This is a genomic window from Streptomyces sp. NPDC005752, assembly GCF_040630715.1.
GTDB lineage: Bacteria > Actinomycetota > Actinomycetes > Streptomycetales > Streptomycetaceae > Streptomyces.
The window spans coordinates 99,329-119,103 of record NZ_JBEXYB010000018.1 but is presented as its reverse complement, the minus strand read 5'-3'; the positions used below and the strand labels follow the sequence as shown (position 1 = coordinate 119,103).

The window sequence follows — 19,775 nt, the reverse complement described above, 5'->3', positions numbered from 1 at the left end:
GGGCGGTGCGCTGAATCCTGTTCGCCCGGTTCAGCCGGCGTACGGGTCGGGCACTTCTCCCTGGCGGGCGAGGAACGTGAAGTCGCAGCCGGTGTCGGCCTGGGTGATCTGGTCCTGGTAGAGCGCCCCGTAGCCGCGCCCGTAGCGGGCGGGCGGTTCGGTCCACCCGGACCTGCGGAGCTCCAGCTCCTCGTCGGTCACGTCGAGGTGGAGGAGCCGTGCCTCGACGTCCAGCGTGATCAGGTCACCGGTGCGGACCAGGGCGAGCGGTCCGCCGACGAAGGACTCGGGTGCGATGTGCAGGACGCAGGCCCCGTAACTGGTGCCGCTCATACGGGCGTCGGAGAGCCGGACCATGTCCCGTACGCCCTGCTTCAGCAGGTAGTCCGGGATCGGCAGCATGCCGTACTCGGGCATGCCGGGTCCGCCCTTGGGACCGGCGTTGCGGAGCACCAGCACGTGGTCCGGCGTGATGGCCAGGGCCGGGTCGTTGATGGTGCGCTGCAGCTCCTTGTAGTCGTCGAAGACGACCGCGGGTCCGGTGTGGCGCAGCAGGTGCGGTTCGGCTGCGATGTGCTTGATGACCGCGCCGTCCGGGCAGAGGTTGCCGCGCAGGACCGCCACTCCGCCCTCCTCGGCCAGTGGGTTGTCGCGCTCGCGGATGACGTCGGTGTTGTGGACGAGCGCCCCGTCGAGCTGTTCGCGCATCGTGCCGTGCGTGACGGTGGGCCGGTCCAGGTGGAGTACGTCGGTGAGCCGGGCCAGGAATCCGGGCAGCCCTCCGGCGAAGTGGAAGTCCTCCATCAGGTACGTGCCGCCGGGCCGGAGGTTGGCGAGGACGGGCACGGTGCGGGCGATGCGGTCGAAGTCGTCCAGGGTGAGCTTCACCCCGGAGCGGCCCGCCATCGCTACCAGGTGGATGACGGCGTTGGTGGAGCCGCCGAGCGCGAGCACGGTGGCGACCGCGTCCTCGTACGCGTCCGCCGTGAGGATCTGCGACAGCTTCAGCTGCTGCCACACCAGTTCGACGATGCGGATCCCGGACTGCGCCGCCATCCGGTCGTGACCGGAGTCCACGGCCGGGATGGAGGAGGCTCCCGGCACCGTGACGCCGAGCGCCTCGGCGGCGGCCGTCAGGGTCGAGGCGGTGCCCATCGTCATGCAGTGACCGGGCGAGCGGGCCAGCCCGTTCTCCAGCTCGGCCATCTCGCAGTCACCGATCAGGCCGGCCCGCTTGTCGTCCCAGTACTTCCACATGTCCGTGCCGGAGCCGAGGACCTCGTTGCGCCAGTGGCCCGGCAGCATCGGTCCGGCGGGCACGAAGACCGTCGGCAGGTCGACGGAGGCGGCCCCCATGAGCAGCGCGGGCGTCGACTTGTCACAGCCGCCCAGCAGCACGGCGCCGTCGACGGGATAGGAGCGCAGCAGCTCCTCCGTCTCCATCGCCAGCATGTTGCGGTAGAGCATCGGGGTGGGCTTCTGGAAGGTCTCCGAGAGCGTGGAGACGGGGAACTCGAGCGGGAAGCCGCCCGCCTGCCAGACCCCCCGCTTGACCGCCTGCGCCCGCTCGCGCAGGTGGACGTGGCAGGGATTGATGTCGGACCAGGTGTTGAGGATCGCGATGACCGGCTTGCCCAGGTGCTCCTCGGGGAGGTAGCCGAGCTGCCGGGTGCGGGCGCGGTGGCTGAACGAGCGGAGGCCGTCCGTGCCGTACCACTGGTGGCTGCGCAGCTCCTCGGGGGTGATGCGGCGGTCCGCCGCGCCGGTGCCGGTCACATCGACCACCCGGCGACCAGGCTCGCGATCTCGGCGCGCTGCTCCTCGGGGAGTTCCCGGCTCGGTGCGCGTACGTCGCGGCGGCAGAGGCCGAGGGAGGCCAGGGCCTCCTTGACGACGGTCACGTTGTTGGCGGACTGCCGGTCGGCGCGCAGGTCCTCGAAGCGGCGGATCTGCTCCCAGACCTTCATCGCCGCGAGGTAGTCGCCCGCCCGCAGCGCCTCCAGCATGGCGAGCGAGACCCCCGGGGCGACGTTGACGAGTCCGGAGGTGAAGCCGGTGGCGCCGGTGGCGAAGTAGGAGGGGGCGTACAGCTCGGCGAGGCCGGCGACCCACACGAACCGCTCGAGGCCGGCGTCCCGGGCGAACGCTCCGAAGCGGGCGGCGTCGGGGACGGCGTACTTCACGCCGACGACGTTGGGGCAGCTGTCGGCGAGCTCGGCGAGACGCTCCCCGGCGAGCAGCGGGTTGCGGATGTACGGCACGACTCCGAGCTCGGGGACGGCATCGGCGATGGCCCGGTGGTAGTCGATCCAGCCGTCCTGCGAGACGTAGGGGTGGACCGGCTGGTGCACCATCACCGCCTCGGCGCCGATGTCCCTGGCGTGCTCGGCGGTGGCGACGGCGGTCGGCACGTCGTGGCCGACCCCCACCAGGACGGTGGCGCGGCCGCCGGCCACCTCGGCGGTGAGCTCCGTGACGGTACGCCGCTCGTCGGGGGTGAGCGCGTAGAACTCACCGGTGTTGCCGTTCGGGGTGACGATGCGGACGCCGCCGTCCAGCAGCCGTCGCAGCAGGGCGCGGTGCGCCGGGACGTCGATGGTGCCGTCCTCGGCGAACGGGGTCACCGGGATCGCCACTACGTCTGCGAGGGCCGCCTTCAGCGGGGAGAAGTCCATGCGGACTGACCTTTCGTCGAGGTGCTGGTGATCCATGTCCAGCTGGTGGTTCACGCCGTGTCACCCCCGTCTTCCTCGTCGGGGAAGGCACGGCGTACGAACGATGCGATGTGGTCGTGCAGGGCACCTGCGGCGGCTGCCGCGTCGTCGGCGAGAGCGAGCCGCAGGATCTCGCGGTGCTCGGCCGCCTCGCGTTCCCAGGTGGGGATCGCCGACCAGGCCACGGTCGACACGAGTGCGGCCTGGTCGCGGATCTCGTCGAGCATCCGGGCGAGCAGCGGGTTGCCGCAGGGCAGGTAGAGGGCCCGGTGGAAGTCCCGGTTGGCGAGCGACCTGTCCGCCTTGTCGATCGCCGAGTCGGCGCGTTCCAGGGCCTCCTGGGCCTCTTCCAGCGAGCTCTTGCGGGTGATCGACCGGCGCAGCGCCTCGGGCTCGAGGAGCAGGCGCACGTCGTACACCTCCCGCGCCATGGTCGCGTCCACGAGCCGTACGGTGGCACCCTTGTACTGGCTCATGACCACGAGTCCGGTGCCGGCGAGCGTCTTCAGCGCCTCGCGTACGGGCGTCTTCGACACCCCGAACTGCGCGGCGAGTTCGGTCTCCACGAGCGCCTGACCGGGCTTCAGCTGCGCGGTGAGGATCGCGTGCTTGATCGCCTCCAGCACGTACTGGGTCCTGGACGGAATCGGGGCAGGCGCAAAGGTCATGGGTGAAGAGCTCTCGCATCTCGCGTATGGCGTCTCATATATGACGTACGAAGTACGACGCGATGAAGCTAGAGCGGTGGGAATGTTTCGTCAACGCTTCTGGCAGAAGAAGTTCGACGAACGCGGAACCGTGACGCTCCTGGGGCACCCGCCCGGCGCCCGGAACGCAGACGGCGCAGGCCCCCGGCCGCACGCCGGGGACCTGCGCTCCGTGGGCGCCGGGGCGCCCGGGGTCAGCCGCCGCGGACGGCGGCCAGGGCCTTCGTGACGGCATCCAGGTCCGGCCCGGAGGCCAGGCCCGCATGGTAGAGGCGCAGTTCGTTCGCGCCGAGCGAGGCCGCGTGCGCGGCGTCCCGCGCCAGCGTGCCGGGACTGCCGCCCATGCCGGTGACCACGTTGAAGTTCGCGGCCAGCACCCCGGACAGTCCGGCGAACGGCCCGAGCACCGCCTCACGTGCCGCGTCGCCGCCGGTGCAGGGCAGCACGACCCCGTCCGCGGCGGCCAGGACATGGGCGGGATCCGTCCCGACGTTGGCGCCGGTGCGGTGGGGGGCCGGGTCGGCGTGCAGCAGGACCTGGAATCCCGGTGCTGCCGCGGCACGGACGGCGGACACGGCGGCCTCCTGGAGGCCCCTGGCGACCTGTCGGCGCCACCGCAGGGTGGCGTCGGCCAGGCCGGCGCCGAGCAGCTCCTCCACCCCGGCCCACCCCTGCTCGCCGGAGCCGGAACCGGCCCAGACGGGTTCCATGGCTCGGCGCACGGCGGCGCCCAGCTCCTCGGCGTCCAGTCCGACGGAGGCGTATCCCGCCCGGCAGTCCCCGCAGAAGCAGAGGGACATCAGGTACTGCGCCGCGTCCCCGAGGGCGACCCCGGAGACCTTGTCGTGGGCGTGCAGATGGGCGAAGCCGTACCAGCCGCACGACTCCAGCTCGGTCCCCGACGCTCCCGGGCGCACGGCCGCCTCCGCCGCCAGGTCCACCAGGTAGGCGTGGACGGCGGGCTGTGCGATGCAGGGCGCCCAGGGGTAGCGGTCGCCGTAGGCGTTGACGACGGAGGTGTCCGGATGTTCCTCGCCGAGGCGGGAGTTGTGCGCGAGGACCACCCAGGAGTGCACCTGGAGGCCGGCGCCCGCCAGGGCCTCGGCGGCCTCGGCGTACGGGTCCTCCCCCGCCAGCCAGGACTGGGTGCGGGGCCGCAGCTCACGCCCGGCCCAGCGCCTGTCGTCGGGCGGGTAGAGCACCGCCGCGTGTTCGGCGGTGACGATCCGGCGGCCGGGGTGGCGCGGGGTGAGGGCTCGGGTGGAGTGGTAGGCGGAGGCCAGCGTCACCTGCTGGACGCCGAGATCCGCGAGGCGGCCGGCGGCGGCCGGGTCCCCCACGACGTCCCAGGGGTAGAGGAATGCGGAGGTCTTCACCTTGCATTCTCCGCGTGCTTCTCCAGCAGCGTGCGTCCTGCGGCGATGATCGCGGTCAGCTCCTCGATGTGCGCCGCCGACGGCTCGGTGAGCGGGGTGCGCACCGGGCCGACGTCCAGGCCTTCGAGCCGGACGGCCGCCTTGACGAGCGACACCGCGTAGCCGCGGCCCCTGTCCCTCAGTTCGACGAGCGGCCGGTAGAAGTGGTCGAGCAGCGCGTTGACCAGGCCGTCGTCGCCCGACTCCAGAGCCCGGTAGAAGGCGAGGGCGATGTCGGGGGCGAAGGCGAAGACGGCGGAGGAGTAGAGCGTGACGCCGATGCCCCGGTAGGCGAGCCCGGTGAGCTCGGCGGTGGGCAGCCCGTTGAAGTAGAGGAAGTCCTCGCCGGGCAGCGCGGTGCGCACGGCGCTGACGATGCGCTGCATCCGGTCGAGGTCGCCGTGGCCGTCCTTGAGCCCGATGATCCCGGGGGTCCGGGCCAGGGCGACGACGGTCTCCGGGGTGAAGAGCACGTTGTCGCGCTGGTAGACGATGGTCTCCAGCGAGGTGGCGGCGGCGAGGGCGGCGTAGTGGGCCAGCAGCCCCTCCTGGCCGGCGACGACGAGGTAGGGCGGCATGGCGAGGAGGCCGTCCGCTCCCGCCTCCTCGGCGATCTTCGCGTACTGGACCGCGAGCGCGGTGCCGTAGCCGGCACCGGCGACGACGGGCACCTGCCCCTCGGCCTCCTCGACGGCCGCCCGGACGACGGTCCGGAACTCGTCCGGGGCCAGGGCGTGGAACTCGCCGGTGCCGCAGCAGGCGAAGACGGCTGCCGCACCGGCGTCGATGCCCTTGCGCACGTGCGCGCGGAAGACGTCGGGGTCGACGGCGCCGTCCGGCCCGTAGGCGGTGACGGGGAAGAAGAGCGGCCCGGCGACATCGGTGAGTCGGGCGGCAAGCGGGGCTGAGGTCACGGGCGCTCCCTGAGCAGGTCCAGGCGTGCACAATTATGATCGGTGTCCATATTTCTGAACGCTGCCACGCTAAGCCAGTCTTGCGGCGCCGGTCAAGACACGAACAGCCAACCCCGAGACGGACCGGCCCCCATGGAGCGACACTTGACGGAGCCCGCCACGAGTTCTTAGCTTGTCCACGCATGTGAATGCCGACCACGCGTTTGCCGCACCGGGCGGTTGCGCGACATCTGCGTGCCACGCGTATCGCGCTGTCCGCACATCCGGCCCCGCGCAGCACAGCACCGTCCGCGCACACCGCGTGCGCGCCCCGAGCCCTGCGCCCGCACCGAGGAGATCTCCGTATGCCCGCTCCCCGCACCGTCCTGCTCACCGGCGCCGCCGGCGGCCTCGGCACCCTGATGCGGGGGCTGCTCCCCGCGTACGGCTACGACCTCCGGCTCTTCGACCTCACCCCCATCGAGGGCGAACCGGACGCCGTCACCGCCGACCTCGGCGACAAGGACGCGCTGCGGGAGGCCGTGCGGGGGGTCGACGCGGTCATCCACCTCGCGGGCATCTCCCTGGAAGCCCCGTTCGACAAGATCCTGCGCTCCAACATCGAGGGCACCTACAACCTCTACGAGGCCGCGCGCGAGGAGGGCGTCGGACGCATCGTGTTCGCGTCCTCCAACCACGCCATCGGCTACACCCCGCGCCCCCTCGCCGGTGACCCGCTGATCCCCGTCGACACGCCCCGGCGCCCCGACACCTTCTACGGCCTGTCGAAGTCCTTCGGCGAGGACCTCGCGCAGTTCTACTGGGACAAGCACGGCATGGAGACCGTGTCCGTGCGCATCGGATCCTGCTTCATGGAGCCGACGTCCGTACGGATGCTCTCCGTCTGGATGAGCCCCGGCGACGGAGCGCGCCTCCTCCACGCGGCCCTCACCGCCGAGGACGTGCGCCACACCGTGGTGTACGGCTCCTCCGACAACACCCGCCTCTGGTGGGACCTGTCGACGGCCCGCTCCCTCGGATACGAACCGCAGGACGACTCCGAGCAGTACGCGGACAAGCTCGTCGCCGAACACGGCGAACTGGACCCGGAGAATCCCGACCACGCCCACCTCGGCGGCCACTTCGTGACGGACCCGCCGATCTGGCCCTACTAGCCCGGTCTTCAGCCTGCGCGCCGTGGACGTGGGGGCGTCGGTTTCTCCGGCCGTCGCTCTGCGGGGCCGGGTGTGCCGACGGTGCGCAGGTCGTGGCGGGCAGTGGGCGGGCGACGGCAGAATGGCCGCATGACGACAGAACCGGCGATCACCCTCGTACGCGGTGACATCACCGAGCAGCACGCCGACGTCCTGGTCAACGCCGCCAACTCCTCGCTTCTCGGCGGCGGTGGGGTGGACGGCGCGATCCATCGCCGCGGCGGGCCCGAGATCCTGGCCGCCTGCCGCGACCTGCGGGCCTCGCACTACGGCAAAGGGCTTGCCACCGGGCAGGCAGTGGCGACGACGGCCGGCCGGCTGCACGCGGAGCACGTCGTCCACACGGTGGGTCCGGTCTGGTCGCGCACCGAGGACCGTTCGGCGTTGCTGGCCTCCTGCTACCGGGAGTCCCTGCGGGTGGCAGCTGAGCTGGGCGCCCGGACGGTCGCTTTTCCGGCGATCTCGACGGGCATCTACGGCTGGCCGCTCGACGACGGGGCCCGGATCGCCGTGCGTACGGTCCGCGAGGCAGCGGAACCTCCGATCACCGAGGTCCGCTTCGTACTCTTCGGCGAGGAGGCGTACGCCCGCTTCGACGAGGTGCTGACGGCCTAGGTGCAGATCACGAGCCGTGTCGACATGGAGGCCTTCGTGTTCCACCGTGATGCCCGGCCGGCGGTCTTCGACGAGACGTCTGCCGGTCGAGCGTGTCGCGTCCGGCCACCCGGTCACCCAGGTCGCCGCCGGGATGTGGATTGCGCGGGCGACCGCTCTCAAGTGGGTCAGGCGGCGGCGAGGCGGGCCAGGCCGACCGCCCGACCGCTCCAGCTGGCGCCCTTGACGACGCCGCACCCGCTGCGGTCGCGATGGAGGGCCGCGTCCGTGGCGCCCCGCCGTGACGCCCGGCGCCGGCGGACACACACCTTCAGCCGCGCCGCGGGGGCCTACTCATGGAGAACTCGTTGCCGTCGGGGTCGAGCATCAGCACTTTGCCGCCCTCGCCCTCGCCGGTGAGCGTCGCGCCGAGTGAGACCAGCCGGCCGACCTCCGTGTCCCGGTCGGTGCCGGCGGGGAGCGCGAGCTCGAAGTGCAGCCTGTTCGTACCCGCCTTCGGTGCCACCGGGGGCCCGCCCCACGTGATCTTCGTACCGCCGTCCGGCGACTGGATCGCGGTCTCCTGGTCCTGGTCCCAGACCAGCGGCCACCGCAGCGCCCTGCTCCAGAAGTAGCCGACCTCCTGAGTGCCGTCGCAGGCCAGCGCTCCGATGACACCGGTGTCGGCGAGGAACTGGTTGCCCGCCTCGATGACACAGAACTCGTTGCCGTCCGGGTCGGCGAGCACCACATGCCCCTCTTCCGGGAGCTGGCCCACGTCGATGTGGATCCCGCCGAGCTCCAGCGCCCTGGCCACCGTCTGCCGCTGATCCTCCGGGGAGGTGCTCGTCAGGTCGAAGTGCGCCCTGTTCTGACCGGTCTTCGACTCCCGTCCCGGCAGGAAACGGATGCGGAAGCCGGTGGTGTCAGGAGGCAGGATCGCGAAGTCGCCGTCCGGGCCGTCCGCCGGCTCCCAGCCGAGAACCCCGGACCAGAACCGCGCCAGGCCCGACGGCCGGGTCGCGTTGAAGCAGATCGCGAACAGTTCACTGGCCATGTCCGGTGCATCTCCGATACGTCGACGGTCGGTACGGCGCCTCGCCCGCCGCGCGGGCGCAGCCTAGGGCCGCCGCGCGGCGGCCGCATCCGGTTTTCTCTCGGGCAGGCGCCCCACCGGGACGCCGGCAGGAACGGACGGCGGAGTTCACACTGCCGGGTCCGGCGCGCCCGGGCTTCCCCGGGACGCCTCGTGGAGCCGAAATTCCCGTGCTCGCGGTCCGCGCGGGCGGCATCATACGACCATGCCCGAACCATCCGGATTCCAGTACGAGCAGCAGGGTGACACGAGCGTCACCGTCACCCACCACGGCCGCCACGCGGGAACCCTGCGCGGCGACCGGGCGGCGAAGTTCCTGGCCGAGGTGACGTCCGGCGACGCCCAGCTCGTGATGGCGCGCTGGACGGGCGCGTACCGGCACGGCAACGAGCGCGCCGCCCGTGACCACCCGCGCAACCGGGCGCGCGGCAGGCGTTGAGCCTTATGGTGCAAGCCCGCGAAGGTAAGGGAACGGCAAAGCCGGGTCGTTCGTTACCCCGTGCATGACCGCAATGACCCCCGGCTCGAACATCCCTCTCTCCGCCGCCCGCGTGGCGGTGGACGTCGCCGCCCCGGTGCGGCTCGACGTCTCGGGCCTGCTGCTCACCGCCGACGGCAAGGTGCGCTCCGACGACGACTTCATCTTCTACAACCAGCCCGCGGGCCCCGGAGTGACCTACCGCTCCGGCGGCGGGTCCGCACCCGACGCGATCGTGGTGGACACCACGGCCGTCCCCGCGGGCATCGAGAAGATCGTGGTCACGGCGAGCCCCGACGCCGCAGGCCAGACCTTCCAGGGCGTCGAGCCCACCGCCACCGTGCGCAACGCGGACGACGGCAGCGCGCTCGCGACCTTCACCCCGCCGCAGCTGGGCGGCGAGACGGCACTGGTGGTCATCGAGATCTACCTGCGCAACGGCGCCTGGAAGGCGCGCGCGGTCGGCCAGGGCTACGCGAACGGGCTGGCGGGCATCGCCACGGACTTCGGCGTCTCGGTGGAGGAGCCCGCCGCGGCCGCGGCACCCGCCCCGGCGGCGGCACCCGTCGCTCCCCCGGCGCCCGCCGCTCCCCCGGCACCGGCAGCCACGCCCGTCGACCCCCGGATCGCCCCGCAGGCCCCCGCGGCGCCGCCCGCGCCGCCGGCCCCCGCGGGCTCCGGCAAGGTCAACCTCGACAAGGGGCGGATCAGCCTCCAGAAGAACCAGACGGTGTCCCTGGTCAAGGGGGGCAAGCCGCTGCTCTCGCAGGTGAAGATGGGCCTCGGCTGGGAGCCCGCGTTCCGCGGCAAGGACATCGACCTCGACGCCTCGGTGATCGCCTTCGGTCCCAACCGCAATCACCTGGACAGCTGCTACTTCGGCAAGCTCTCCATCCTCAACGGCGCGATCAAGCACTCCGGCGACAACCTCACGGGCGAGGGCGCGGGCGACGACGAGGTGATCGTCGTGGACCTCGGCCGTATCCCCGCCGACGCGACGGGGCTGGTCTTCACGGTCAACTCGTTCACCGGGCAGAAGTTCACCGAGGTGGCCAAGGCCTACTGCCGACTGATCGACGCGGCCACCGGCGAGGAACTGGTCCGCTTCGACCTGACGGGGGCGGAGCCGCAGACCGGCGTGATGATGGCCAAGCTGATCAAGCAGTTCTCGGGCGAGTGGGAGATGACCGGAATGGGCGAATTCGTGAAGTCACGGACCGTGCGCGGCATGGTCAAGCCCGCCGCCAAGGCCCTGTAGCACCGACGTCGGCCCCGGAACGGCTTCCGGGGCACCCGACGGGTATCCCCCTCAGGTGCCCCGGATCCGGAGGGTTTCCGGTGGGACGCGGTGCGTGCTCGTCCGCCCTCTCAGAGCTTGGTCAGCTTGGAATACGGGCTCAGGATCCTCCCCTGTCGCCCCGAGAAGTCGATGAGCACTGCGTCGTTGTCGCCCTCGACAGCAAGGACTCGGCCGAGTCCGAACTGGTCGTGCGACACCCTGTCGCCCACATCGAAGCATTCGACCGGTGGGGCCGCCTGGGCCGGGCGGTTGAAGGGACTGGAAGGCAGGTGACGCCGGGAACCGGCTGACTGTTTCATTACGGTCGAGTATGCGCCCTGTAAGCGCCCGACGCCATGCCCGACCGCTCCGGAGCGGGCAGTAGTGCCGGATTCGTAATCAGCGATTCCGGGGCCGGGCGGCGCTCCTGCCCGCTTCCGGCAAGGGCAGAGCACGAAAAGCCACGCCGAAAGGCCCCCCGAAGGTGTGGCGGTTCTCGCTTTCCGACGACACGTCCGGGCGGGCGCGCGCAGTGCGTACGCGCCGCCCGCGACCGGGTGTCAGCGCTTGTCGGGCTGGCGCTTCCAGGGGCCGGTGATGGCGAGCATGATGCCGGGGGTCTGGATGTTGGCGAACAGGGTCTTCCCGTCCGGCGAGAAGGTGACTCCGGTCATCTCGCTGTAGGAGGGGTCCTCCTCCGTCCCGCCGTTCAGGTCGTTGCGTGCGATCGGGTACGTGCGGCCGCTGTCCGTGGCGCCGAAGAGGTGCTGGACACCGTCGCCGTCCTCGGAGATGACGATGCCACCGTAGGGAGAGACGGTGATGTTGTCCGGGCCGTCGAAGGCGCCGTCCTTGGAGGGGTCGGCGTTGACGCCGAGGAGCACCTTCAGGGTCAGCGTGCGGCGCTTGGGGTCGTAGAACCAGACCTGGCCGTCGTGCGCGACCGGACTCTCGTCACGCGCGAACGACGACACGATGTAGGCGCCGCCGTCGCCCCACCACATGCCCTCGAGCTTGCGGGCGCGGGTCACCTGGGTGTCGTCGAACTGCTTGCGGACGGAGACGGTCTTCGCGTCGCGGTCGGGCACGTCGACCCAGTCCACGCCGTAGACGGTGCCGATCTCCGTGGCCCGGGACAGGTCGTCGACGAAGGCGCCCTTCCTGTCGAAGCACTTCGTGGCCTGGAGGACACCGGCGTCGTCGGCGAGGGTGCGCAGCTTGCCGCGGCCGTGCTTGAAACCGTGCGGCGGGACCCATCGGTAGAGCAGCCCGTTGGGACCGGACGCGTCCTCGGTCAGGTAGGCGTGGCCGAGCTTCGGGTCGATGACGACGGCCTCGTGGGCGTACCGGCCGAAGGCCTTGATCGGGCGCGGGTCGCGGTTGGCGCGCTTGTCGGAGGGGTCGACCTCGAAGACGTAGCCGTGGTCCTTGAGCAGGCCGTTCTTGCCGGCCTTGTCCTCGGTCTCCTCGCAGGTGAGCCAGGTCCCCCACGCGGTGCTGCCGCCGGCGCAGTTCGTCGACGTGCCGGCGATGCCCACCCACTCGGCGGTGCGGCCGTCGCGGCGGGTCTCCACGACGGTGCAGCCGCCGGCGGCCACCGGGTCGTAGACCAGGCCCTCGGTGAGCGGGACCGGGTACTTCCAGCCGGCGCGGGTGCCGCTCAGCTCGTGGTTGTTGACGAGCAGGGTGACGCCGCGGGCGCCCTCGAACGCGGCGGTGCCGTCGTGGTTGGAGGGGGTCGGCTCGCCGGTCTCCAGCTTGGTGACACCACTGTGGGTGATGACGCGGTAGGAGAAGCCGGCGGGCAGCGCGAGGATGCCCTTCGGGTCGTCGATCAGCGGCCCGTAACCCAGCTCCTTGCCGTGCCCGTGGCCCTTGTCGTCGCCGTGCCCGTGCCCCTGCCCGTGCCGCGCGTCCTCGGCGGCCAGGGCGCCGGGGGCCGTGGCGAGTGCGCCGACGGTGCCGGTCAGCGCTATACCGGCACCGGTGAGGGCGGACTGTCTGCTGAATTCCCTGCGCGTGATCGACATCGAGGACTCCTGATGGTGCGTGGCCGGGTGGGTTGGCGCGATCACGCTCCCTCTCCCTCACCAACAGGAGTTGAACGACGAACGACGTGGAGCGGGCCTGCGCGTCAAGCCGTTCGGCGTTTGGTGACAAAGCGGGTCACCGTGCGCCGAGCCGATCGGCCGCACCTGGCCGAAAAGCCTCCGCCGGCCCCCGTACCTCCTGCGGCTCGGCACTCCCGGCGGTCAGCGCCCGTCGTCCTCCTGCGCCGAGCCCTCCGTCCCCCGCGGCTCAGCCCTTCGCGCGCGAGCGGGCCTTGAAGGCGGCCTTGCGGGCGTCCTTCGCGATCTTCCGGTCGCGGTGCAGCCGCCCCACCGCCTCGAGCACCTCCGCCGTCGCGGGGTGCTCCACCCGCCAGGCCTGGTCGAAGAAGCCGCTGTGCTGGCCGGAGAGTCCCTCGACCAGCTCCTGGAGCTCGTCAAGGTCGCCGTCGGCGTCCAGCTGCGCGGCGATCGTGTCCACGGCGAGCCAGAAGATCATCGGCTCCGGGGGCGCCGGCACGTCGGCCGCACCGCGCTCCGCGAGCCAGACCCGCGCCAGTCCGCCGAGCTCGGGATCGCCGAGCACCGCGCGCACCGCGGGTTCGGCCTCCGGCCCGACCAGGGCGAGGGCCTGCTGGCAGTGGAGCCTGCGCAGCGGGGCGCGCCCGTCTGCGCCGCGCGCAGCGCCCAGGAGTTCGGCCGCGGCGGATTCCGCGCCCTGCTCCCCGTGCCGGGCGAGCCAGAGACCGATCTCGGTACGTGCGGCCTCCTCCGGGTAGTACGCGATCCCGTCGAGGAGGATGTCGGCCCCCCTGTCGGCGAGGTCACCGACGGCCGGCGCGTCCACACCGGCCTCCAGCATCCGCTCGCGGATGCCGTAGAGGCCGAGCGGGGTCAGCCTCACCATGCCGTAGCGGGTGACGTCCTCGTCGTCGGCGGGCGGTGTCGCCTCCTCGCCCTCCTCGGCCAGCAGCGCCTCGTCCACCGGTGTGTAGGCGACGATCCCGATGGGTTCGAGGACCCGGAACTGGTCGTCCAGCCGCATCATGGCCTCGGAGACCCGTTCCAGGACGTCGTCGGTGGGCTCGCTCATGTCCTCGGGCACCACCATGGACGCGGCGAGGGCGGGCAGCGGCACGGGGCCGTCGGCGGGCCCTGCCTCCGAGAGGGTCAGCAGGTAGAGGTTGGTGAGCACCCCGTCGAGGAAGTCGGCCTCCTCCTCCGGGTCCCAGTCGAGGGCGTCGAAGTCGACGCTGCCGTCCTCACCGATGAGGTCGGCGAAGTCGTCGAAGGCGGGGGCGGTGGCATCCGCGTGCACGGCCTCCAGGCCGTCGAGCCAGATGGCGAGGACGTCCCCCGGCGACCCGGAGGTCAGCAGGGCCAGATTCCCGCCGACCGTGACGGTGCCCTCCGCCTCGCCCCCCGCTTCGTCGCCCGCGGCCTCGTCCTGCGGATCCTCGACGTCGACGAGCCCCGTGTCGACGGCGAGGCGCCATGCCTCGCTGGCGTACGCGGCACCGTCCTCGTCGTCTCCGAGCCCGAGGTGCTCGGCGGCCGCGGGCAACTGCGCCTCGACGAGTTCGCCACCGGCGCCCACCCTGGTCGCCGGGCCCGCCCAGCGGGCGAGGCGGACGGCGCGGGCGAGCAGCGGGGCGGCCAGCGCGTCCCGTGCCAGTTCGGCCTCGGTGTGCAGCCGCACCGGCGGCAGGGAGGGGCGCTCTGCGGACATCAGGGGGTCTCCTCGGGGCATGCGCGGGCTGTGTGCGAAGGGGCCGGCCCTGTGCGTACGGGTCCTCGGCCGCGGCCCCAGCGTAGACGCATTTCGTCCCGTCCCGCCCGGTTCTGCCACCACCCCACCGGGGACCGGCTTCCCGTCGGCCCGCCTTGACGACGCCCACGTCGCAACGGGCTTGGCCCGGACGGTGGTTGCCCGGCGCGAAGGGGATCGGGCGACTCTCTTCCGGGCCTGTGAGGAGGTGGTGGGACAGGCGTCGCTTCCGGCTCCCCCTCACCCGCGGGGACGAGGAATCCGGCGCAGCCGGAGAGCGCCGGCACAGCGCCCGTGAGCCCGGCCGCCGAGATCGTCCTGCGTACGCGCATGCCGTGCATCCCACCCCTGGAACGGTCCGTCGCCACTCTGTTCGATTCAGGGAGAAGGTCTTCCACCGTTCAGCGTCTCTTGCCCCTCACCCCAAGCAGATCTAAGTGGACCTGTACGGACCGGGCGCCGAGACTGCGGAGATGACATCCCACACGGCCAGACCCTTCGGCCGCGCCCTCTGCGCCATGATCACGCCGTTCACCGCCACGGGTGACCTGGATCTGGACGCCGCCCGCCGTCACGCCGCCCGTCTCGTCGCGGACGGCTGCGACGGTCTCGTGCTCAGCGGCACCACCGGCGAGTCACCGACCACGACGGACGAGGAGAAGACCGCGCTGCTGCGGGCCGTACGGGAGGCCGTCGGCGGCACGGTCCCGCTGATCGCCGGCGTCGGCAGTTCAGACACACGGCACACGGTCCGGCTCGCGCAGGAGGCCGAGGCGGCGGGCGCCGACGGGCTGCTGGTGGTGACCCCGTACTACAGCCGTCCGCCGCAGGCAGCCGTGGAGGCGCACTTCCTCCGGGTCGCGGAGGCGACCGGCATCGGGCTGATGCTGTACGACATCCCGGGCCGCACCGGCACGAGGATCGAACCCGCGACGCTGCTGCGTCTGGCGGGACACCCGCGCGTCGTGGCGGTCAAGGACTGCTCGTACGACCTGCTCGCGGCCACCGGGGTGCTGGCACGGACCTCGCTGGCGTACTACTCGGGCTGCGAGGAGCTGAACCTCCCGATGTACGCGCTGGGCGGCGCCGGCTACGTCAGTACGGTCGCCAATGTGGCCCCGCGTCAGATGCGGGCGGTGCTGGACGCGTTCGACTCCGGCGACACCGCGGAGGCCGCCCGTCTCAACGGGCTCACCGCCCCTCTGGTCGAGGCGATGATGGCCGCCGGCCTGCCCGGTACGGTCACGGCGAAGGCGCTCCTGGACGCGGGCCCGGTCCGTGAACCGCTGCAGCCCGCCGGCCGCGAGGCGACCGACGGGCTGCGTGGGGTGTTCGGGGAACTCCTCGCCGCTACCGACTAGTTGTGGCTGTGCAGTACGTCGTTGAGCCCGTCCCACACCGCGTTGTTCGGGCGGGCCTCGACGGCTCCGGTGACCGAGTTGCGGCGGAAGAGGATGTTCGAGGCGCCGGACAGCTCCCGCGCCTTGACGACCTGCCCGTCCGGCAGCGTGACCCGCGTGCCGGCGGTGACGTACAGCCCGGCCTCGACGACGCACTCGTCGCCGAGAGCGATCCCGATACCGGCCTCGGCGCCGATCAGGCAGCGCTGTCCGATGACGATGCGCTCCTTGCCGCCGCCGGACAGCATGCCCATGGTGGACGCGCCGCCGCCGATGTCGGAGCCGTCGCCGACGACGACGCCCGCGGAGATGCGGCCCTCGACCATGGAGGTGCCCAGCGTGCCCGCGTTGAAGTTGACGAAGCCCTCGTGCATCACGGTCGTACCCGAGGCCAGGTGTGCCCCGAGCCTGACCCGGTCGGCGTCGGCGATCCGCACGCCCTTGGGCGCGACGTAGTCCGTCATCCGGGGGAACTTGTCCACCGAGGTGACCTGGAGGTGGAGGCCCTCGGCGCGTGCGTTGAGCCGGACCTTCTCCAGGTCGTCGACGGCCACCGGGCCGAGCGAGGTCCAGGCGACGTTCGCGAGGAAGCCGAAGATGCCGTCGAGGTTCTGCCCGTGGGGCTGGACGAGACGGTGCGAGAGCAGGTGAAGCCGCAGATAGGTGTCGTGGGCGTCGAGCGGCTTGTCGTCCAGCGAGGAGATGACCGTGGACACGGCGACGACCTCCACCCCGCGTCGCGCGTCCACACCGATGGCCTTGGCCGCCCCCTCGCCGAGGCGGTTCACCGCCTCGTCGGCGCCGAGGCGCTGCGTCCCCGCCGGTCCGGGGTCGGCGACGAGCTCGGGGGCCGGGAACCAGGTGTCGAGGACGGTGCCGTCACCGGCGATGGTGGCGAGGCCGGCGGCGACGGCGCCGGTGGTGCGGGCGGAGCCCTGGGAAGTCGTGTCGGTCATGAACAGAACCTAACCGTCCGAACCCCGCGCGGGCGAACCGGTCTCAGCTGACGGAGGCCGCCCCCGCGTCCGGCGGGCCCGGTCGCGCCACAGCGCCCGACGGGTACCGGCGGCCCGCCCCGTCCACGACCCTGGCCAGCATCTCCCGGGTGTACTCCGGGTCGAAGTCGCCCCCGGTGAGCAGCACCTGGAGGCTGATCCCGTCCAGCAGGGCCGTGAGCGCCCGTGCGGTGGCGGGGTCGGTGCGATCGCCGATCAGCACGGCCAGGGCGTCGGCCCACTCGGCGGCGACCGGCTGCAGGGCGGGCCGGCGCAGGGCCGCGAGATACAGCTCGTACTCCAACGCGAGCGGACCGCGCCCCGCCGAGAACCACTCCCCCAGCAGTCGGGTGAGCTCGTCGGCGAGCGGGACCGCCGGATCGGCGAAGTACGGGCTCTCCCGCACCGTCCTGGCGAAGCTCTCGTTGCACCGGCGAAGGGCGGCGACCAGCAGCTCGTCGAGCGAGGCGAAGTGGTACGTCGTCGAACCGAGCGGGACGTCGGCCTCGGCGGCGACCGTGCGATGGCTGAGTCCCCCGATGCCCCGGTTCGCGACGACACGGATCGCCGCGTCGATGATGCGCTCACGCCGCTCGGGGTCGTACCGCCGGACCATCAGTGCGCTCCTCCGAGGTTGAGGACGACGACCCCCGCGATGACCAGCGCGATACCGGCGAGCTTGGCGAGGCCCGTCGGTTCACCCATCCAGAGCATGCCGATGGCGGCGACCGCCGCGGTACCCGCCCCGGCCCAGATGGCATAGGCGGTGCCGATCGAGAGCGTCTTGAGGGTCTGGGCGAGCAGCGCGAAGGCCAGCACATAGCCCACGACGCTGACGACCGATGGCCACAGCCGGGTGAATCCCTCGCTGTACTTCATGGCCGTCGTGCCGGCCACCTCCGCCGCGATGGCCGCGGCCAGCAGTCCGTATCCCATGCGTACGAGCGTACACAGCGTTGCGTACAGCTGTACACACCGCAGGTGCGCCCCCGCCCCGGCGCCCGGGGCGGGGTCCGCGGTGTCCCGGGCGCTACGGTGTCCGCACCGGTAGGACCGGCTGACGAACAGACCGTACGAACAACGGAGCAGTGGTGGCGCAGGACGCAGGGTGGGGCGGGGGCGCCTACGGGGGCGCGCCGAACGGCGGGGGGCCGTACGGCGGAGGTCCGTACGGTGGGCCGCCGGGATGGGGCGGCTGGGCGCCGCCTCCCAAGCCGGGGGTGATACCCCTCGCCCCGCTGGGGCTGGGGGACCTGCTGGGCGGGGCGTTCTCGACGATGGGCAGGTACTGGAAGCAGGTGCTCGGCCTGGCCGCCGCCCTCTACGGCGGTGCCGCGCTCCTGATGGCGGCGGCCGTGGCCGTCGCCTACTCCGCCGTCTCCGAACGCCTGGAGCGGGTCGTCTCGCTCGACTACGCCGAGGAGGCGTCGTCCGCGGACGTCGCTCCGCTCGTGATCGCGGGCGGTGTCCTGGTGCTTCTGGGCATCGGCACCATGGCGATCGTCTCCGGCCTGGTGTACGCCGCGGTCCCCACCGTGCTGCAGGAGGCGGTCCTGGGCCGCACGGTCACCGTCGCCACGGTGTGGCGCAGGGCCTGGGCCCGCGTGTTCCCCGTGATCGGCGCCCTGATCCTCACCGGCCTGGTCGCGATGGTGCCCGTGCTGCTCCTCACGGTGGCCCTCGTCACGGCGATCGTCAGTCTCATCACCATGGCCGGCGGTGGCGGCCCGGCCATCGCCATCAGCCTGGGCTTCATCGGGGCCCTGATCACCGGTCCGCTGGCGGTCTGGCTCTGGGTGAAGGTCTGCCTGGCACCGGCCGCCGTGGTCTTCGAGGGCCAGGGGCCCGTCGGCGCGCTGCGCCGCTCGGCCCAGCTGGTGCGCGGCGACTGGTGGCGGATCTTCGGCATCATCCTGCTGGCCGGTCTGATGGCCGCCGTGGCCGGCTACGTCGTCCAGATACCGTTCTCGGTGCTCGGCGTGTTCCCCGGCATGATCGGGAGCGGGTCACTGGGGGACGACCCGAGCCCGGCGGCGGTCGTGGTCGCGATGAGCGGCTATCTGATCGCGTCACTGCTGGGCGGGCTGGTGAGCCAGATCATCTCGGCGACGTTCCCGCAGCTGGTGACCGGCCTGCTCTACGTCGACCGGCGGATCCGGACGGAGAACCTGGGCCCGGCCCTGGCCGAGGCCGCCGGCGTCCCCGCCCAGGGCCCCTACCCGCCACCGCCGTACGGGGGCGGCGCCCCGCAGTGGTGACCGGACCGGTCACCGCCCGGTGACGCCTTGGGGCCCGTCGCGGAGCCGCCGGGAAGGCACTGGGGGACACGCGTGACGGCTCCCGGCAACAGTGCCGGGAGCCGTCGCGTGAAGGCGTGGATCAGACGTTGAAGCCGAGCGCGCGGAGCTGCTCACGGCCGTCGTCGGTGATCTTGTCCGGGCCCCACGGCGGCATCCAGACCCAGTTGATCCGCAGCTCGTTGACGATGCCGTCCGTCGCGGACTTCGCCTGGTCCTCGATGACATCGGTCAGCGGACAGGCCGCGGACGTCAGGGTCATGTCGAGGGTGGCGATGTTGGCGTCGTCGACGTGAATGCCGTAGATCAGGCCGAGGTTGACGACGTCGATGCCCAGCTCGGGGTCGACCACGTCGTACAGGGCCTCGCGGACCTCCTCCTCGGAGGCCGGCTTGGTGGTGAGAGTCTCGTTGTCGCTCATGCCGTCTTCCCTTCGGACAGCGCCTGCGCCGTCGCGTCCTTCCACGCCATCCAACTCAGCAGCGCGCACTTGACCCGGGCCGGGTACTTGGAGACGCCGGCGAACGCGACCGCGTCCTCCAGCACCTCCTCCATCGTGTCGTCCGGCTCCAGCTGACCCTTGGACTGCATCAGTTCCAGGAAGGTCTCCTGGATCTTCCGCGCCTCGCCGAGCTGTTTGCCCACCAGCAACTCGTTGAGCACGGAGGCGCTGGCCTGGCTGATGGAGCAGCCCTGGCCCTCGTAACTGACGTCGGCGATGGTCTCGCCGTCGTACTTCACGCGGAGCGTGATCTCGTCGCCGCACGTCGGGTTGACGTGGTGCACCTCGGCGTCGCCCTCCCGCAGGCCACGCCCGTGGGGGTGCTTGTAGTGGTCCAGGATCACTTCCTGGTACATGGAGTCAAGCTTCACCAGT

Annotated in this window: 20 protein-coding genes; 6 read left to right on the top strand and 14 right to left on the bottom strand. The window is 71.9% G+C overall.

Annotated features, from left to right (window positions below; all coding sequences use genetic code 11):
* Nucleotides 1-30: 30 nt before the first annotated feature.
* The 5 genes from araD to ABZ441_RS17255 form a co-directional block, all read right to left on the bottom strand.
* Nucleotides 31-1,776, bottom strand: a complete 1,746-nt coding sequence (gene araD, locus ABZ441_RS17275; protein WP_358974288.1) for an L-arabinonate dehydratase — start codon at nt 1,774-1,776, stop codon at nt 31-33.
* Nucleotides 1,773-2,675: a dihydrodipicolinate synthase family protein gene (locus ABZ441_RS17270; protein WP_358974284.1), complete on the bottom strand. Its 903-nt coding sequence runs from the start codon at nt 2,673-2,675 to the stop codon at nt 1,773-1,775. The genes araD and ABZ441_RS17270 overlap by 4 nt, the downstream gene beginning before the upstream one ends.
* A gap of 50 nt (nt 2,676-2,725) precedes the next feature.
* The gene (locus tag ABZ441_RS17265) at nt 2,726-3,382 is read right to left on the bottom strand and encodes a GntR family transcriptional regulator (protein ID WP_358974174.1); all 657 of its coding nucleotides are present in this window, start codon (nt 3,380-3,382) and stop codon (nt 2,726-2,728) included.
* A gap of 233 nt (nt 3,383-3,615) precedes the next feature.
* Complete coding sequence (locus tag ABZ441_RS17260) at nt 3,616-4,797, bottom strand: hypothetical protein (RefSeq protein ID WP_358974172.1); 1,182 nt, start codon at nt 4,795-4,797, stop codon at nt 3,616-3,618.
* On the bottom strand, nt 4,794-5,750 hold the full coding sequence (locus tag ABZ441_RS17255; protein ID WP_358974169.1) for a 5-dehydro-4-deoxyglucarate dehydratase: 957 nt from the start codon (nt 5,748-5,750) through the stop codon (nt 4,794-4,796). Before ABZ441_RS17255 ends, ABZ441_RS17260 begins: the two co-directional genes overlap by 4 nt.
* 344 nt (nt 5,751-6,094) lie before the next feature.
* Here ABZ441_RS17255 and ABZ441_RS17250 point away from each other — a divergent pair, with 344 nt between their 5' ends.
* Both ABZ441_RS17250 and ABZ441_RS17245 read left to right on the top strand, forming a co-directional pair.
* On the top strand, nt 6,095-6,904 hold the full coding sequence (locus ABZ441_RS17250; RefSeq protein WP_358974166.1) for an NAD(P)-dependent oxidoreductase: 810 nt from the start codon (nt 6,095-6,097) through the stop codon (nt 6,902-6,904).
* A 129-nt stretch (nt 6,905-7,033) separates the two neighbouring features.
* Nucleotides 7,034-7,558, top strand: coding sequence for an O-acetyl-ADP-ribose deacetylase (locus tag ABZ441_RS17245; protein ID WP_358974163.1), 525 nt, complete (start codon nt 7,034-7,036; stop codon nt 7,556-7,558).
* Nucleotides 7,559-7,868: 310 nt separating this feature from the next.
* On the opposite strand, the gene ABZ441_RS17240 is transcribed toward ABZ441_RS17245, so the two are convergent.
* Complete coding sequence (locus tag ABZ441_RS17240) at nt 7,869-8,594, bottom strand: VOC family protein (protein ID WP_358974160.1); 726 nt, start codon at nt 8,592-8,594, stop codon at nt 7,869-7,871.
* 244 nt (nt 8,595-8,838) lie between these two features.
* Here ABZ441_RS17240 and ABZ441_RS17235 point away from each other — a divergent pair, with 244 nt between their 5' ends.
* Both ABZ441_RS17235 and ABZ441_RS17230 read left to right on the top strand, forming a co-directional pair.
* Nucleotides 8,839-9,072 carry a hypothetical protein gene (locus ABZ441_RS17235; protein WP_358974157.1) on the top strand — a complete coding sequence of 78 codons (234 nt, stop codon included), beginning with the start codon at nt 8,839-8,841 and terminating at the stop codon, nt 9,070-9,072.
* 64 nt (nt 9,073-9,136) lie between these two features.
* Nucleotides 9,137-10,369 (top strand): TerD family protein, encoded by a 1,233-nt coding sequence (locus ABZ441_RS17230; protein WP_358974155.1) that lies wholly within the window; start codon nt 9,137-9,139, stop codon nt 10,367-10,369.
* 110 nt (nt 10,370-10,479) lie between these two features.
* On the opposite strand, the gene ABZ441_RS17225 is transcribed toward ABZ441_RS17230, so the two are convergent.
* The 3 genes from ABZ441_RS17225 to ABZ441_RS17215 form a co-directional block, all read right to left on the bottom strand.
* Nucleotides 10,480-10,710: a hypothetical protein gene (locus ABZ441_RS17225; RefSeq protein WP_014156926.1), complete on the bottom strand. Its 231-nt coding sequence runs from the start codon at nt 10,708-10,710 to the stop codon at nt 10,480-10,482.
* 240 nt (nt 10,711-10,950) lie between these two features.
* The gene (locus ABZ441_RS17220; RefSeq protein WP_358974281.1) at nt 10,951-12,420 is read right to left on the bottom strand and encodes an alkaline phosphatase PhoX; all 1,470 of its coding nucleotides are present in this window, start codon (nt 12,418-12,420) and stop codon (nt 10,951-10,953) included.
* Between the two features lie 268 nt (nt 12,421-12,688).
* A complete protein-coding gene (locus tag ABZ441_RS17215; protein WP_358974150.1) occupies nt 12,689-14,167 on the bottom strand; it encodes a hypothetical protein in 1,479 nt (492 codons plus the stop codon).
* 512 nt (nt 14,168-14,679) lie between these two features.
* Here ABZ441_RS17215 and dapA point away from each other — a divergent pair.
* Nucleotides 14,680-15,567, top strand: coding sequence for a 4-hydroxy-tetrahydrodipicolinate synthase (gene dapA / locus ABZ441_RS17210; protein ID WP_358974148.1), 888 nt, complete (start codon nt 14,680-14,682; stop codon nt 15,565-15,567).
* Here dapA and dapD read toward each other — a convergent pair.
* The 3 genes from dapD to ABZ441_RS17195 are packed head-to-tail and all read right to left on the bottom strand — an operon-like array spanning nt 15,564 to nt 17,537.
* A complete protein-coding gene (dapD, locus tag ABZ441_RS17205; protein ID WP_358974146.1) occupies nt 15,564-16,562 on the bottom strand; it encodes a 2,3,4,5-tetrahydropyridine-2,6-dicarboxylate N-succinyltransferase in 999 nt (332 codons plus the stop codon). The genes dapA and dapD overlap by 4 nt on opposite strands.
* 43 nt (nt 16,563-16,605) lie before the next feature.
* On the bottom strand, nt 16,606-17,217 hold the full coding sequence (locus ABZ441_RS17200; RefSeq protein ID WP_358974143.1) for a TetR family transcriptional regulator: 612 nt from the start codon (nt 17,215-17,217) through the stop codon (nt 16,606-16,608).
* Nucleotides 17,217-17,537 carry a multidrug efflux SMR transporter gene (locus ABZ441_RS17195; protein WP_358974140.1) on the bottom strand — a complete coding sequence of 107 codons (321 nt, stop codon included), beginning with the start codon at nt 17,535-17,537 and terminating at the stop codon, nt 17,217-17,219. Before ABZ441_RS17195 ends, ABZ441_RS17200 begins: the two co-directional genes overlap by 1 nt.
* 155 nt (nt 17,538-17,692) lie before the next feature.
* On the opposite strand from ABZ441_RS17195, the gene ABZ441_RS17190 reads away from it, so the two are divergent.
* On the top strand, nt 17,693-18,859 hold the full coding sequence (locus ABZ441_RS17190) for a hypothetical protein (protein ID WP_358974138.1): 1,167 nt from the start codon (nt 17,693-17,695) through the stop codon (nt 18,857-18,859).
* A 121-nt stretch (nt 18,860-18,980) separates the two neighbouring features.
* Here ABZ441_RS17190 and ABZ441_RS17185 read toward each other — a convergent pair whose 3' ends face one another.
* Both ABZ441_RS17185 and sufU read right to left on the bottom strand, forming a co-directional pair.
* On the bottom strand, nt 18,981-19,319 hold the full coding sequence (locus ABZ441_RS17185; RefSeq protein ID WP_056783575.1) for a metal-sulfur cluster assembly factor: 339 nt from the start codon (nt 19,317-19,319) through the stop codon (nt 18,981-18,983).
* Nucleotides 19,316-19,771, bottom strand: coding sequence for a Fe-S cluster assembly sulfur transfer protein SufU (gene sufU, locus ABZ441_RS17180; RefSeq protein ID WP_358974133.1), 456 nt, complete (start codon nt 19,769-19,771; stop codon nt 19,316-19,318). The genes ABZ441_RS17185 and sufU overlap by 4 nt, the downstream gene beginning before the upstream one ends.
* Between the last annotated feature and the right edge of the window lie 4 nt (nt 19,772-19,775).